General features: G+C 47.6%; 13 protein-coding genes. 10 read left to right on the plus strand and 3 right to left on the minus strand.

The window, feature by feature from the left end; all coding sequences use genetic code 11:
• Positions 1-40 precede the first annotated feature (40 nt).
• Positions 41-643 (plus strand): hypothetical protein, encoded by a 603-nt coding sequence (locus ACFOEK_RS17410; RefSeq protein WP_386722746.1) that lies wholly within the window; start codon positions 41-43, stop codon positions 641-643.
• Positions 644-743: 100 nt separating this feature from the next.
• Here the strand turns inward: ACFOEK_RS17410 and ACFOEK_RS17415 are convergent, their stop codons facing one another.
• On the minus strand, positions 744-1,016 hold the full coding sequence (locus ACFOEK_RS17415; RefSeq protein WP_386722747.1) for an acyl-CoA-binding protein: 273 nt from the start codon (positions 1,014-1,016) through the stop codon (positions 744-746).
• Between the two features lie 415 nt (positions 1,017-1,431).
• On the opposite strand from ACFOEK_RS17415, the gene ACFOEK_RS17420 reads away from it, so the two are divergent.
• Positions 1,432-2,763, plus strand: coding sequence for a sphingomyelin phosphodiesterase (locus ACFOEK_RS17420; protein WP_386722748.1), 1,332 nt, complete (start codon positions 1,432-1,434; stop codon positions 2,761-2,763).
• A gap of 74 nt (positions 2,764-2,837) precedes the next feature.
• Here the strand turns inward: ACFOEK_RS17420 and ACFOEK_RS17425 are convergent, their stop codons facing one another.
• The gene (locus ACFOEK_RS17425) at positions 2,838-3,857 is read right to left on the minus strand and encodes a GGDEF domain-containing protein (RefSeq protein ID WP_386722749.1); all 1,020 of its coding nucleotides are present in this window, start codon (positions 3,855-3,857) and stop codon (positions 2,838-2,840) included.
• Between the two features lie 138 nt (positions 3,858-3,995).
• Between ACFOEK_RS17425 and ACFOEK_RS17430 the strand changes: the two genes are divergently transcribed.
• From ACFOEK_RS17430 to ACFOEK_RS17465, 8 genes are all read left to right on the plus strand, one after another.
• Positions 3,996-4,418: a thioesterase family protein gene (locus ACFOEK_RS17430; RefSeq protein ID WP_386722750.1), complete on the plus strand. Its 423-nt coding sequence runs from the start codon at positions 3,996-3,998 to the stop codon at positions 4,416-4,418.
• Positions 4,419-4,653: 235 nt separating this feature from the next.
• Positions 4,654-5,034, plus strand: a complete 381-nt coding sequence (locus tag ACFOEK_RS17435) for a MerR family transcriptional regulator (RefSeq protein WP_386722751.1) — start codon at positions 4,654-4,656, stop codon at positions 5,032-5,034.
• A gap of 62 nt (positions 5,035-5,096) precedes the next feature.
• The gene (locus ACFOEK_RS17440; protein ID WP_386722752.1) at positions 5,097-6,263 is read left to right on the plus strand and encodes an isovaleryl-CoA dehydrogenase; all 1,167 of its coding nucleotides are present in this window, start codon (positions 5,097-5,099) and stop codon (positions 6,261-6,263) included.
• Positions 6,264-6,479: 216 nt separating this feature from the next.
• Positions 6,480-8,024, plus strand: a complete 1,545-nt coding sequence (locus ACFOEK_RS17445) for a carboxyl transferase domain-containing protein (RefSeq protein WP_386723079.1) — start codon at positions 6,480-6,482, stop codon at positions 8,022-8,024.
• Between the two features lie 10 nt (positions 8,025-8,034).
• Entirely contained in the window at positions 8,035-8,853 is an 819-nt protein-coding gene (locus tag ACFOEK_RS17450; protein ID WP_386722753.1) for an enoyl-CoA hydratase/isomerase family protein, read from the plus strand.
• Complete coding sequence (locus ACFOEK_RS17455; protein ID WP_386722754.1) at positions 8,853-10,922, plus strand: acetyl/propionyl/methylcrotonyl-CoA carboxylase subunit alpha; 2,070 nt, start codon at positions 8,853-8,855, stop codon at positions 10,920-10,922. Before ACFOEK_RS17450 ends, ACFOEK_RS17455 begins: the two co-directional genes overlap by 1 nt.
• Positions 10,922-11,842, plus strand: coding sequence for a hydroxymethylglutaryl-CoA lyase (locus ACFOEK_RS17460; protein ID WP_386722755.1), 921 nt, complete (start codon positions 10,922-10,924; stop codon positions 11,840-11,842). The genes ACFOEK_RS17455 and ACFOEK_RS17460 overlap by 1 nt, the downstream gene beginning before the upstream one ends.
• 438 nt (positions 11,843-12,280) lie before the next feature.
• Positions 12,281-13,414 (plus strand): aminotransferase class V-fold PLP-dependent enzyme, encoded by a 1,134-nt coding sequence (locus ACFOEK_RS17465; protein WP_386722756.1) that lies wholly within the window; start codon positions 12,281-12,283, stop codon positions 13,412-13,414.
• A 71-nt stretch (positions 13,415-13,485) separates the two neighbouring features.
• Here ACFOEK_RS17465 and ACFOEK_RS17470 read toward each other — a convergent pair whose 3' ends face one another.
• Entirely contained in the window at positions 13,486-13,881 is a 396-nt protein-coding gene (locus tag ACFOEK_RS17470) for a hypothetical protein (RefSeq protein WP_386722757.1), read from the minus strand.
• Positions 13,882-13,936 lie beyond the last annotated feature (55 nt).

Consider the following 13,936-nt stretch of genomic DNA (forward strand, 5'->3'; position numbering starts at 1 on the left):
TCCTAACCTTTCCTTTAAGAAGAGTGTGCTGAGAAGCATTATGAATGAAGAGCAAGCTAAAACGAACGAAGACCTGATTTGGAACTTAGATGAATTTGCCAAGCAACAATTGGCAAAGCAGTTTGCTATGCTCTTTGAAAATCGCCTGTGTGTTTATTCGGAATCTGTGGAGCAGCTTTACACCAACTATTCGATGAATTTTCCGTCGGACAATAATTCCAAGATGGTGGTGTTACCCAATCCTTATGCCTATCATGACACCATCAGTCATATTAATTGCGAAGCAATTAAGCCGACGGGCATTGTGGTTGTGCCTGGAGAGCTGATTGGCAGAAGTGGTTTGCATGTGACTGTGTTAGTGAAAAATAAGCATGTGACTAACAAGCCTGTCCCGTTTAAGAAAGCTATTGCTCATGTGGTAAATAGTCACAAAAAGGTGGGTGATACGTTTCTACCTGTCCTGGTTAAAGGTGATCTCAGAGAGTTCAATCAAAAATTACCTTACATGCACTTGCATCGTATTCGGCCAGATTTTTTGGCCAAATTATCAGAGTTTGATCGTACCGATATCCAACGGGTTGTTTCCGACAAGCTGAAGCGTTTGTATGTGGATTCAGATCGCGTCGTGTTAAATGCGGCGTAAACAATTTATTGCAGCCAAAAACAAAAATGCCGCTGGTTACTTGATGGACTCCCCAAAAAGTAACCAGCGGCATTTTTAGATGTTGCGGAATAGGTGGTGATTAGCCTACGTTCGCTTTTAGTTCTTCAATGCGGTCAATGTAAGTCTGCATTGCTTGCTCAGAAGATTGACCTTTTAGTTTTTCCCAAGCGTTCCATTTAGCGCGACCAACAAAATCAGTCATGCCTGGTTTTTTACCGTTCACATCACCTTCAGATGCCTGCTTGAACAATGCATAAAGTTCTAATTTAAGATCGTTAGATGGTTTGAAATCACCTTCAGCAGTTTGAACATAGTTTACAGCGGCTTCGAAGGTTGCTTTAAGATCAGACATCATTATCTCCTTTTGTAATTATGCCGAGACACTGTATTGGCTTGATATTCTAAAACAGTGTCCATTGCTTCTAACGGTACGTGTACATATACGACGAGTTTGTCAGATAGGCCAAACATTGTAGCCAGACCTTGCGTACTTGCAATGACTTCAACGGTCAATAACGGGAATATCGGCCATTCCTATGTCGGGTTATCGTAATCTTTATTGAAGATCTACTTAAAAAAGCAGGTATGAAATGACTGATTGCTGGGGGCGAAGTGCCCAATGGTTAAGGTTTGACCCAATTTGTCGCTTAAATGTCACAATCTGACCTCATGATTTGCGCTCCCTGATCATAAACTAATCAACTGAGGGGCTTCTATAAGCTCCTAATAAAAATAATTAGAAAAAACAAAAATAAGGAAGCATTACCATGGCTCTTAGGCAATTACTTCTTCTGATTGGATTCGTTCTCAGCCCGTTTGTCTCGGCAGAGAGCTACATCTATTTAACTAACAATACGATGGAAACTCTGTCCATCGACACTGTTCAAACCGGTCACAACAACATTACTCACGGTAATGAGTGGCAGCAATTAGCAACGGAAGTGCCACCATTAGGCACTGTAAAGTTCCTTCGTTTCAATCGTGATGACGGTATCAAGTGGGGCAAAAGCTACTATTTCACAACGACCGTAAATGGCGGTGGTGAAAGTTACACGCTAAGGCAAAAACTGGAAGGTACCATGACCTTCTCTAAAATGTGGCTGTCTGCAGAATCAGACCCTTGGCACTACGATCGTGAGATCCATACAATCCGTATGAATAATGACGGTGCCGGTACGGAGTTGGCATTTAAGTCTGAAGTAGCGCGTATTTCTGGCGATGACATTCGCTATGTGATCCACAACAACTTCGAGAAAGAAACGACGGCGGATTACAGTAACCAGTTGAAAGTATTGAACTACAACACGTGGGCACTGCTACCTGGCATCATTGCTAAGAACACCGGTGATCGTCTGGATACTATTGCGGAGTACGTAAAAGGCTACGATGTAGTGGTATTCCAAGAGGTGTTTGATCCGATTCTGACGGCGCAATTCCGTTCAGCGTTGCGTGATGAATACCCATTCCAAACCGATATTCCGTGGAAGTTTGGCAAGATTCTAAACGGTGGTTCGTTCATTGCCAGTCGCTGGCCAATCGTAGCGCAAGACAGCGATGTCTACGATGCGTGTCGTAAAGATGGTTGTTTGGCGGCAAAAGGTATTAACTACGCGAAAATTGTCAAAGGCAGCAATAATTATCATATCTTTGGCACACATACCCATGCATATACCGGTGCGGAAGACATTGCGGTACGTTTCCAGCACTTAGCGCAATACAAGGCGTTTGTTGATGCGAAGCAGATTCCGTCGTATGAGCCAGTGATCATGTCGGGTGACTTCAATGTTGATAAGATCAACTACCCTGCAGAACATCAGGACTTCTTGACGGTATTGAACGCGACTGAGCCAGAAGCAATTGGTGAGTACGAGTACTCTTACGCAGGCCCTGTGAATGTATATGCGGATGATGAATACAACGAGTACTTGGATTATGTCCTTTACTCTAATGAACATTTGGCACCGTTCTATTCAACCAACAAGCTGCTTACGCCTCGCAGTATTGAAGAGAAGCACTGGGGGTCTTGGGACCTGTCTGATCACTTCCCGGTGGCGGCAGAATTTGAGTTCCCATTGCCTAGTGAATACGTTGGCAATTAATCCTGAATAACGACTGCGTTATTTACTTTCCATATCTTCATTTGGCCATCACTTAGCTGATGGCCTTTTTTCATTTAAAAACTGATGATTTGATTGCGTCCGTTTTCTTTCGCCTTGTAGAGCGCTTTATCAGCACGGTCAATCAGTGACGTGCTGCTGTCGTCGGGATCAGCACAGGATAGACCGAGTGAAGCGGTCACTTTCGACATGGCGGCGCCTGACTTTTTATCCTTAAGGGTCAACGACGATATTTTCTTAAGAATATTCTCGGCGAGTATTTTAGCTTCTCGCATGGTGGATTTTGGTAGGATCAGGGCAAATTCTTCGCCGCCAAAACGGCACGCAATGTGATTGGTGTCGACACAGCTATCGGTTAATACTTTAGCGATGGTTTTTAATACCAAGTCGCCCATCAGGTGGCCGTAGTTATCGTTAAATTTCTTAAAGTGGTCGACATCGATCAGAATGAGAGCCAAAGGCTCGCCCGCTTTGTGATTAATGAGGGCCGTTTCCATGCTGTTATCAAAATAGCGTCGGTTGTAGAGCTTCGTCAGCGGGTCTTTTTCGGCTGCGGCGCGAGCAACTTTCAATTCTTCTTTGAGTCTTGTAATTTCAGACTGCGCATCGTTTAAAACATGGCGAAATTCTCGGGTTGTCTCACTCACTAATCTGGTTTTTTCGGCAATAGTGTTGATGACTGTCATCAGCTCATCGCTTGTGTTGGAGTTTTCAAGATGACGTAATGAACGTATAAGTTGTTGTTCAAGATTTCCGGTGCTTTGTTCGGTCTTATTGGCAGACTCGCTGACGCTGTCCATTACGGATTGGTAACTGTCTTCAAGCTTCTTATCTACTACCAGTAAGTCATTAATGACAAATTTCTTGAACAGTTCGATGCTTCTTTCTGGAGTCAGTGGTTCGTTTGAATCGTAAATACGCTTGATTTCTTTACTGAGCGTGGGAGATGACCCGGTGAAATGCGTATACCAGAGTCCATAGTTGTATGGATTAACCGCCACTTTGTGCTGTGCCATATCAGGCACTGCAGATTTTAGGATATCAGCTGCATCTTTTAACGTTTCAGAAAATTTCATAGCATCCGGTCATAACGACAAAGAAAGAGAAAGCCAAAGTAAGTACACTAGAGCATCCCTGACTTAATTCAGAGATGTTCTTTAGTTTAGTCAATCTTTGTTGAAGTGAGTTTGATTAATATCATTTAGGAGACTTCCATGGCCCGGTTAACATTAGAATTACCTGACCACTTTGTTTTTTCATGCAAGCAGGTGGTTCGAGTGACGGATTTGAACTACGCCAACCACCTAGGCAACGATGCCATGATTTCCTTATTGCATGAGGCTCGTTGCCAGTTTCTTGATCATCATGGCTTCTCAGAATCGGATATTGGTGGTTTGGGTTTAATGGTGACGGACTTGGCTACCATTTATAAGTCGGAGTGTTTCGCCGGAGAGGAGCTGACCTTTGAGGTTGGGGTGATGGATTTCAATAAATACGGCTGTGATGTGATTTACCGAGTCACAAAAAATCAAGGTGAAACCTTAGTCGCGAACGCCAAAAACGGGGTGGTGTTTTTTGATTATCACCAGCGTAAATTAGCGCATGTGCCAGAGGTCTTTCGGGCAGCTTTTCCATAGCGGGTGTTCATAGCTCCATTGCCTTACTGGCACCTCTCTCTTTTCTGATTTTAAATTCTGCTGTAAATACAGCTTTCAGCCTCGTAATTCGCCATGAGTTCGGTATCTGTCTTGTGGCGTTCAACGCACATTCCCATTTATGCCCGTTCCTGTAACTTGAACTATGCTTTGGTTTAGTGATAGCTTTACCTTTACGTTAACGTAAATTAATTTAAATAATATTGGGTAGTAGTAAATGAGTAAGTCGAAGACCTATTCGATCAGTGAGTTAGCTTCAGAGTTTGATATCACGCCACGGGCCATTCGCTTTTATGAATCCGAGGGCTTGTTAAACCCTGAGCGAGCAGGGCAGAAACGTATTTATCATCAGAAAGACTATGTGTTGTTGAAGCTGATATTGCGTGGCAAGCGCCTTGGCTGGTCTTTAGCAGAAAGCAAGGCATTACTTGATCTCTATAACCCGGAAGAACGTAACCGAGAACAATATCGACAAGTGTTGGAGAAGATTGAAGAGAGCCGCCAACGCTTGGAACAGCAACGTCGCGATATTGAATTATTGATGTTGGAGTTGGATGAGCACCAGGAGCGTATCAACAGCGCCATGTTGGACAGCTAAGCAACGTCAACACCCCCTAAGATCTAACAATAAAAAGAACCGTTAAATAACGGAGGGCACCCATGAAAAGTCAGTTTACCAGTTTAAATTTTGGTCTTGGTGAAACCATCGACCTGTTACGTGAGCAAGTGAATGAGTTCGCTGCGCGTGAGATTGCACCGATTGCCGAGCAAGTGGATAAAACAAACGAGTTCCCGAACGAATTATGGCGAAAGTTCGGTGATATGGGGCTGTTGGGGGTGACCGTTTCCGAAGAATACGGTGGTGCCAACATGGGGTATTTGGCGCATGCGGTGGCGATGGAAGAAATCAGCCGAGCATCGGCGTCTATTGCGTTGAGCTACGGGGCGTTTTCTAACTTGTGCGTGAATCAAATTTATCGCAACGGTAATGACCAACAGCGCGCTAAGTATTTGCCGAAATTGCTGTCTGGTGAGTGGATTGGTGCGTTGGCGATGAGTGAGCCTAATGCTGGCTCCGATGTGGTGAGCATGAAGTTATCCGCTGAAGACAAAGGCGATCACTATGTGCTGAACGGCAGCAAAATGTGGATTACCAATGGCCCGGATGCCGATGTGCTGGTGGTCTATGCCAAGACCGATGTCTCGAAAGGGCCGCACGGTATGACGGCCTTCATTATCGAGCGTGAATTTGAAGGCTTTTCTACCGGTAAGAAACTCGACAAATTAGGAATGCGTGGTTCGAACACGGCGCCGTTATTCTTTGATGATTGCGTTGTACCGAAAGAGAACGTGCTTGGGGAAGTCGACAAGGGCGTTGCAGTTCTGATGAGTGGTTTGGATTACGAACGCGTGGTGCTTTCCGGTGGCCCAACCGGAATCATGCAGGCGTGTATGGACGTGGTCGTGCCTTACATCCATGAGCGTGAGCAGTTCGGTAAGCCGATCGGTGAGTTCCAGTTAATTCAGGGCAAGGTGGCCGACATGTATTCTCGCATGAACGCCTCGAAAGCCTATCTTTATGCCGTTGCGGCCGCTTGTGATCGTGGCGAAACCACCCGTAAAGACGCTGCAGGCGTGATTCTTTATACCGCAGAAACGGCCACGCAAATGGCGTTGGATGCGATCCAGATTTTGGGCGGTAATGGCTACATTAATGATTATTCGACAGGCCGTTTGCTACGCGATGCTAAGCTGTATGAAATCGGTGCCGGAACCTCGGAAGTGCGTCGTATGTTGATTGGTCGTGAGCTGTTCATGGAGTCGTAATTCAAGTCCAGTGACTCAGAATTTAAGTGAAGTATGAATACCCTATTTTTTCAAAGCAGCGACAGGATGTCGAAGCGGCGAAGAAAAGAATAGGGTGTTCATGCTGAGTGATTCGACTAGAACGATAATTAATAATGAATTGTTGGAAGGTGTAAGTTGCAAATTACCAGCAAGATAGATACAAAATTCCCGACGTTTGCAGAAAATAAACAGAAAATGCAGGCATTGGTGGATCATCTCAATACCTTGGCGACCAAAATCGCTGAGGGCGGTGGTGAGGCGGCGCAGCAGCGTCATCTAGCGCGAGGTAAATTGTTACCTCGTCAGCGTATCAATGAGTTGCTCGATCCGGGCAGTCCGTTTCTCGAAATTGGTCAGTTAGCGGCACATGAAGTGTATGGCGAAGATGTGCCTGCAGCAGGCGTGGTTGCAGGCATCGGTCTTGTCTCCGGGCAGGAGTGTATGATCGTTGCTAATGACGCGACTGTGAAAGGGGGCTCTTACTATCCGTTGTCGGTGAAGAAACACTTAAGAGCGCAGACCATCGCCGATGAGAACAACTTGCCATGTATCTATCTGGTGGATTCCGGTGGCGCCAACCTTCCAAGACAAGATGAAGTGTTTCCTGATCGGGAACACTTTGGTCGTATCTTCTTTAATCAGGCCAATATGTCGGCCAAAGGTATTCCGCAAATCGCCGCAGTGATGGGTTCCTGCACTGCAGGTGGTGCCTATGTGCCAGCGATGGCGGATGAGTCGATCATCGTCAAAGAGCAAGGCACGATTTTTCTGGCTGGGCCGCCGTTAGTAAAAGCGGCCACGGGTGAAGAAGTGACCGCTGAAGAGTTGGGTGGTGCCGATGTCCACTGTAAAACCTCCGGTGTTGCCGATCATTACGCCAACAATGATCACCATGCGCTGGCTTTGGTGCGTCAATCGGTGAGTCGCTTAAATCGGGTGAAGCCTCAGCAGCTGGACGTTACTGAGACTAAACCGCCGAAATACGACCCACAAGAATTGCACGGTGTAGTTCCTACGGATCTGAAAACCCCGTATGACGTGCGTGAAGTGATCGCGCGCGTAGTCGATGACTCCGAATTCGATGAGTTCAAAGCTCTGTTCGGCACCACCCTGGTGTGTGGTTTTGCGCGTATCTTTGGCATGCCGGTGGGCATCGTTGCTAATAACGGCATTCTGTTCTCAGAATCCGCTCAGAAAGGCGCGCATTTTGTGGAATTGTGTGCCCAACGCAAAATCCCGCTGGTGTTCCTGCAAAACATTACCGGTTTCATGGTTGGTAAGAAATACGAGTCGGAAGGCATTGCCCGTCATGGTGCGAAGATGGTGACGGCGGTGGCCTGTGCCAAAGTGCCTAAGTTTACCATTGTCATTGGCGGCAGCTTTGGTGCCGGAAACTATGGCATGTGCGGTCGCGCCTACGACCCTCGCTTTATGTTCATGTGGCCCAATGCCCGGATCTCGGTGATGGGCGGTGAACAGGCGGCTGGGGTACTTGCACAGGTGAAACGCGCAGGCATGGAAAAACGTGGTGAAAGTTGGTCTGATGAAGCTGAACAAAGCTTCAAACAGCCTATTATTGAAGGTTATGAGCAACAAGGTCATCCCTATTATTCCAGTGCCCGTTTGTGGGATGACGGGGTGATTGATCCGGCAGAAACCCGCAATGTGTTAGGTATGTGTTTGTCGGCGTCGTTAAACGCACCGATCGAGGAAACTCGATTCGGCATTTTCAGAATGTAAGGGGAAGTCGATGTCTTTGGTACTTGCAGAACAAAAACAACCGGGCGTGCTTTGGTTAACCCTTAATCGACCTGAAATACACAATGCCTTTAACGACGAAGTGATTAATGAGTTGCTTGATCAGCTTGATAAAGCCGAAAGCGACCCCGAGATCCGGGTGTTGGTGCTGGCGTCTTCAGGGAAAAACTTCAGTGCCGGTGCCGACTTAAACTGGATGAAGTCGATGAAAGATTCCTCCTATGAAGAGAACATTTTCGACGCCTTGCAGCTGGCGAATCTTTTGTATCGTCTAAATCATTGTTCCAAACCTACCATTTGTCGTATCCAAGGTGCGGCCTTTGGTGGCGGCGTGGGGCTGGTCAGCTGTTGTGATATGGCGGTGGCGGTGAAGTCGGCGACCTTCGCTTTATCCGAAGTCAAAATCGGCTTGATTCCTGCGACCATCAGCCCTTACGTGGTGCGTGCCATGGGTGAACGCAATGCCCGACGTTTCTTCCAAACCGCTGAAACCTTCACCGCTGAACGCGCCAGCGCCATGCGCTTGTTGCATGAAGTGGTCGACACCGATGAAGAAATGGATGCACAGATTCAACGCTGGATCGATGCGTTATTAGCCAATGGACCACATGCGATGTCTGAATCCAAACGGCTGATCAGTGATGTAGTGGCGCGTCCTTTATCCGAAGACATTCTGCGTTGCACATCGGAATGGATTGCCAAAGTGCGTATCTCACCGGAAGGACAGGAAGGATTGAACGCCTTTTTGGATAAGCGTAAGCCTGATTGGCAAGCGCACACCAATGTGCCTGGTTTGAAGGAGAATCCTTAATGTTCCATAAGATCTTAATTGCGAACCGTGGGGAGATCGCTTGCCGAGTTATACGTACTGCTAAGAAACTGGGCGTTCAGACGGTGGCGGTGTATTCCGATGCCGATGCTAACGCTCAGCACGTGCAGTTGGCTGATGAGGCTGTGTATTTGGGAGCAGCGCCTGCCAAAGAAAGTTATTTGGTGATGGATAAGGTGATTAATGCGGCCAAACGAACCGGCGCTCAAGCCATTCATCCCGGTTATGGTTTCTTGTCAGAAAATGCCGACTTTGCTGACGCCTGTGATCAGGCCGGTATTAAGTTTATTGGCCCCAGTGGAACCTCCATTGCGGCCATGGGTTCGAAATCCAAAGCCAAGGCGTTGATGGAAGAGGCGAACGTGCCGTTGGTGCCTGGCTATCATGGCGACATCCAAGATCCGGACGTACTTAAGCAACACGCGATGGACATCGGATTTCCGTTGCTGATCAAGGCCAGTGCTGGCGGCGGTGGAAAAGGCATGCGTGTGGTGCATTCCGGCAGTGAATTTATAGCCGCGTTGGACGCCGCCAAACGTGAAGCGATTAATGCGTTTGGCGACGATAAGGTGTTGTTGGAACGTTACGTGCTCGACCCGCGTCATGTGGAAATCCAGGTGTTCTGCGATCAGTTTGGACACGGTGTGTATCTGTTTGAGCGGGATTGCTCGATTCAACGTCGACATCAAAAAGTGGTGGAAGAAGCTCCGGCACCGGGCGTCTCTGAAGAATTAAGACAGCGTATGGGCGAAGCGGCCTTACGTGCCGCTCACGCCATTGGTTATGAGGGGGCTGGTACGGTCGAGTTCTTGCTGGACAAGTCCGGCGAGTTCTTCTTTATGGAAATGAACACTCGTTTACAGGTAGAACACCCGGTGACAGAAATGATCTCGGGCGTTGACCTGGTGGCATGGCAGTTGAAAGTTGCCAATGGAGAAATCCTTCCTAAGACTCAGGATCAATTGTCGATTCGCGGGCATGCCATCGAAGTCCGACTGTATGCAGAAGACCCGGACAACGAATTCTTGCCGTCGGTGGGGCGTATCGAGCATCTGCAGTTTCCCCAAGCCTCACATCGAGTCTGGGCGCGTGTGGACTCCGGTGTGGTGTCTGGTGATGAAGTGTCGATGCACTACGACCCTATGATTGCCAAGGTCATTGCCTGGGGGGAAGATCGCAGTCAAGCGCTGGAACGCCTCAAAGGCATGTTGCGACAAACCTATCTGGTGGGGCCGACCACCAATCGCGATTACTTGTTGCGGATTCTTTCGGTGCCGGCGTTTGCGCAGGCCGAGTTAACCACACATTTCATTGAAGAGCATCAGCAAGCGTTAGTTGAGGCTGAGCATCCCGCGTTGGATACAGCGATAGCGATTGGTAGCGCATGGTTGGTCGATCAAAGGCACACCGAAACCGCGTCGAGTCATCCGTTAACCAACTGGCGCATGAATTTGCCCGCTACAGAATCTTTGGTATTGAAATCTCATGATGCCAATTATCCGGTGACTGTAACCGTTAATGAGCAAGGGTATCGGGTTGCTCGCATTGGCAAAGGCCATCAGGTTCGTATCGAAAAAAGAAAGGGCTTTGATCATGCAATTTGGATTGATGGACAGAAGATTCCAGTGCATATTTACTATGATCAAGTACAAGCGCGTATCGCCTTATTTTTTGATGGCAGCCAATTGTTACTGGAACAAGCCAAACCTGATTTAGGCTTGCAAGATCACAGTGCAGACGATCATGGCATTACCGCCCCTATGCACGGTAACGTGGTGTCTGTGTTGGTGGCTGAAGGTCAGCAAGTCGAGAAAGGTCAGGCACTGGTGATTATGGAAGCAATGAAGATGGAGCATACCCTCACAGCACCGCATGATGGGGTGGTCTCTCACATTGCTTACCGTGACGGCGATCAGGTGGAAGAAGGGCGTGCGCTATTAGAGCTAGATGAGCTCACAGAAATGGCTGAACAGCCCCAAATAATTGGATCAACAAATCAATCAACAGCCCGGGAGCAAGAAACTCCTGAAGAGAATGAAGGTATCAGCTGATGACGGTTCTTGCTTCACAACCTTTACCAGAGCAAGTGCGGATTGTGGAAGTTGGTGTTCGTGATGGTCTGCAAAACGAAAAAGAGATCATCACTACGGACGCCAAATTACGATTGATTGATGGTTTAGTCAGTGCCGGAATTACTCATCTTGAAGCGGGCAGCTTTGTCTCTCCCGAATGGGTACCGCAGATGGCAGATACGACCGATGTCTTTGAGCGCATTCATCGTAAAGAAGGTATTCGTTATGCCGCGTTAACGCCGAATCTGCAAGGTTTGCAAGCGGCTATCGACGCCGGTGCTTCGGAAGTGGCGGTGTTCGGGGCTGCGTCCGAAGCCTTCAGTCAAAAGAACATCAACTGCTCTATTACCGAAAGTTTGGCCCGCTTCTTACCCGTAATGAAGTTGGCGGATGAGCACGACATTCCGGTGCGCGGTTATGTGTCCTGTGTTTTAGGCTGCCCTTACGAAGGGAATATCGCCTTCGAAAAGGTTGCGGAGGTCAGTGCGGAACTGATGGAGATGGGCTGCTATGAGGTCTCGCTGGGCGATACCATTGGTGTTGGTACGCCATTGAAAGTGCAGCAATTGATTCAGGCGGTTTCCCGAAAAGTCTCCTCTAAACATTTGGCGGTGCATTTTCATGACACCTACGGGCAAGCGTTGGCGAATATTCTTGCGGCACTGCAAATGGGCGTGAGTGTGGTGGATTCATCCATCGCAGGTCTAGGTGGTTGTCCGTATGCCAAAGGTGCGTCCGGTAATGTCGCTACGGAAGATGTGGTCTATATGCTACAAGGCTTGGGCATAGAAACGGGCGTCGACCTGGATCAACTGATGAAAGTCTCTGAACGTTTCTGTCGAGAGCAGTCTTTAACTCAGAGATCCAAGGTGACATTGGCGAAAGCAGACGCCAGCTGAGGCGTATTGTCTTAAAGCTCAATTTTGTCATCAATTCCATAGGTGTTAGATGCGAGGTTCTAGGCAAAGGCAAAAGACGGCTCGGATCGTTTTGCGATGTTAGAGTCGTTAGTGCTCGTGTACACCGAACTCTTTTAAAAAGGCTTACTCTTAATCGGAGTAGGCCTTTTTTGTGATTAATTGAATTTAATTATTTGACCAAATGGTTAATACTTGTCAGCAGTTAATTTCTAGCCGCTCATCTGTGCTTTAGCCTGCTTTGTATTACCTTCTTTGTGTTAAAGGCTTGCTGGTAAACGTTTATAAAGCTTAAGCGCTCTTGCTAAATGCAGCGGTTTAATAAAAAGCCTCTTGCTTTCGAATCTAAGGCTTACTAACGTAAAGCTAACTATTTTTTGTACACATAATAAAGATTTTATCTTAAGGGAAGTTGTTACCATGTCTGGCTTATTACCTGATGTTGATCCGGATGGATTGCTCGAATATTCAGTTGTTTTTACCGATCGTGCTCTAAATCACATGTCTCAAAAGTTTCAGGGTGTGATGCGCGATATTTCTTCAATCATGAAGGATGTCTATAACGCGGAAGCGGTGGTTGTTGTACCTGGCGGTGGAACCTTTGGCATGGAATCGGTAGCGCGCCAATTCGCCACCGATCAGAAGTGCTTAGTGATTCGTAACGGTTGGTTCAGTTTCCGTTGGAGTCAGATTTTCCAGATGGGCAAGATTCCATCCAGTGAAATCGTAATGCAAGCCTCTCAGATTGAAGAAGCCAAAGATGCGCCGTTTGCTCCGGCACCTTTGGACGAGGTGGTGGCAACCATCAAAGCTGAGAAACCAAGTTTGGTGTTTGCACCACACGTTGAAACGGCGTCGGGTATGATTCTGCCGGATGAATACATCAAAGCTGTGGCTGACGCAGTGCATGAAGTCGGTGGTTTGTTTGTGCTGGATTGCATTGCGTCCGGTACTTTATGGATCGACATGAAAGCCATCGGGGTGGACGTGCTGTTGAGTGCTCCGCAAAAAGGTTGGAGCTCATCGCCATGCGCAGCGCAGGTGATGCTGAGCGAAAAAGCCCTTGCTCGCTTGGAAGAAACCACCAGTACCAGCTTTGCCTGTGACCTGAAGAAGTGGTTGGAAATCATGCGTGCCTACGAAAATGGCGGTCACGCCTATCACGCAACCATGCCGACCGATGCCTTGGCGGCGTTCCGCGATACCATGCTGGAAACGCAGGAATACGGTTTTGAACGTGTTAAAGAAGAGCAACAAGCCTTGGGTGATGCGGTACGTGCGATGCTGGAACGCAAAGGCATCAAGAGTGTGGCGGCTGAAGGCTTTAAAGCACCGGGTGTGGTGGTGAGTTATACCAGCGATGCGATGATGCACAACGGGAAGAAGTTCCTGGAAGCCGGTTTACAAACGGCGGCGGGTGTTCCGTTGCAGTGTGGTGAGCGCGAGGACTTTATGACTTTCCGTATCGGTTTGTTTGGTTTGGAAAAACTGCACGATCCTAAGACCACAGTTGCGAATTTAGAAGCAGGCTTGGATAAGGTATTGGCTGGCTAAGGTTTTTATCTCTGCTCTGTGTGATGTTAGCCGTATGATGTTAGCTGTGTGACGTTAGCCTGAAGTAATCGTTAGGCGAGCGTCACACGCGCCAACTCATTTTGATTGCGTAAGGCATCGTTAGCCGAAGGGAAAAGCTGAATGACGTTGGGTGTGACCAGAACGGCTTTACCATCCACCAAACCAATAAAGCCGGACTGGTATTGCAGTACTAGTTTCCCTGCTTCAACCGCGAGTTTGTTGTCTTCACTGAGCTGAGTACTGGCAATCAATCCGTTCCCCAGTGGGTCATGCACTTGTTCCAACGTTTTAAACATCGCCAGCGTGTGTTCAGACAGGACTAACGTCAGGTCGTTATGAAAGACCAAGGCTTCTGCTGGTTCTCCATTTGAGAGCTGAATCTGAGTATGCGATTGGATAATGCTGGAACTGTGTTGATGAATCATAATGGCTTTCTTAAATGGCATTTCTTGAATGCGCTTTCTTAGATGAATAGTGTCAGGAAGGCCATTGTACTGACTT

This window comes from Litoribrevibacter euphylliae (genome assembly GCF_042646085.1).
GTDB lineage: Bacteria > Pseudomonadota > Gammaproteobacteria > Pseudomonadales > Litoribrevibacteraceae > Litoribrevibacter > Litoribrevibacter euphylliae.

Coding starts and splice junctions, on each gene's coding strand:
- ACFOEK_RS17435 (WP_386722751.1), top strand. CDS start 4,654: ATGAGTAAGTCGAAGACCTATTCGATCAGTGAGTTAGCTTCAGAGTTT.
- ACFOEK_RS17440 (WP_386722752.1), top strand. CDS start 5,097: ATGAAAAGTCAGTTTACCAGTTTAAATTTTGGTCTTGGTGAAACCATC.
- ACFOEK_RS17425 (WP_386722749.1), bottom strand. CDS start 3,857: ATGAAATTTTCTGAAACGTTAAAAGATGCAGCTGATATCCTAAAATCT.
- ACFOEK_RS17430 (WP_386722750.1), top strand. CDS start 3,996: ATGGCCCGGTTAACATTAGAATTACCTGACCACTTTGTTTTTTCATGC.
- ACFOEK_RS17465 (WP_386722756.1), top strand. CDS start 12,281: ATGTCTGGCTTATTACCTGATGTTGATCCGGATGGATTGCTCGAATAT.
- ACFOEK_RS17450 (WP_386722753.1), top strand. CDS start 8,035: ATGTCTTTGGTACTTGCAGAACAAAAACAACCGGGCGTGCTTTGGTTA.
- ACFOEK_RS17445 (WP_386723079.1), top strand. CDS start 6,480: ATGCAGGCATTGGTGGATCATCTCAATACCTTGGCGACCAAAATCGCT.
- ACFOEK_RS17460 (WP_386722755.1), top strand. CDS start 10,922: ATGACGGTTCTTGCTTCACAACCTTTACCAGAGCAAGTGCGGATTGTG.
- ACFOEK_RS17415 (WP_386722747.1), bottom strand. CDS start 1,016: ATGTCTGATCTTAAAGCAACCTTCGAAGCCGCTGTAAACTATGTTCAA.
- ACFOEK_RS17420 (WP_386722748.1), top strand. CDS start 1,432: ATGGCTCTTAGGCAATTACTTCTTCTGATTGGATTCGTTCTCAGCCCG.
- ACFOEK_RS17470 (WP_386722757.1), bottom strand. CDS start 13,881: ATGCCATTTAAGAAAGCCATTATGATTCATCAACACAGTTCCAGCATT.
- ACFOEK_RS17410 (WP_386722746.1), top strand. CDS start 41: ATGAATGAAGAGCAAGCTAAAACGAACGAAGACCTGATTTGGAACTTA.
- ACFOEK_RS17455 (WP_386722754.1), top strand. CDS start 8,853: ATGTTCCATAAGATCTTAATTGCGAACCGTGGGGAGATCGCTTGCCGA.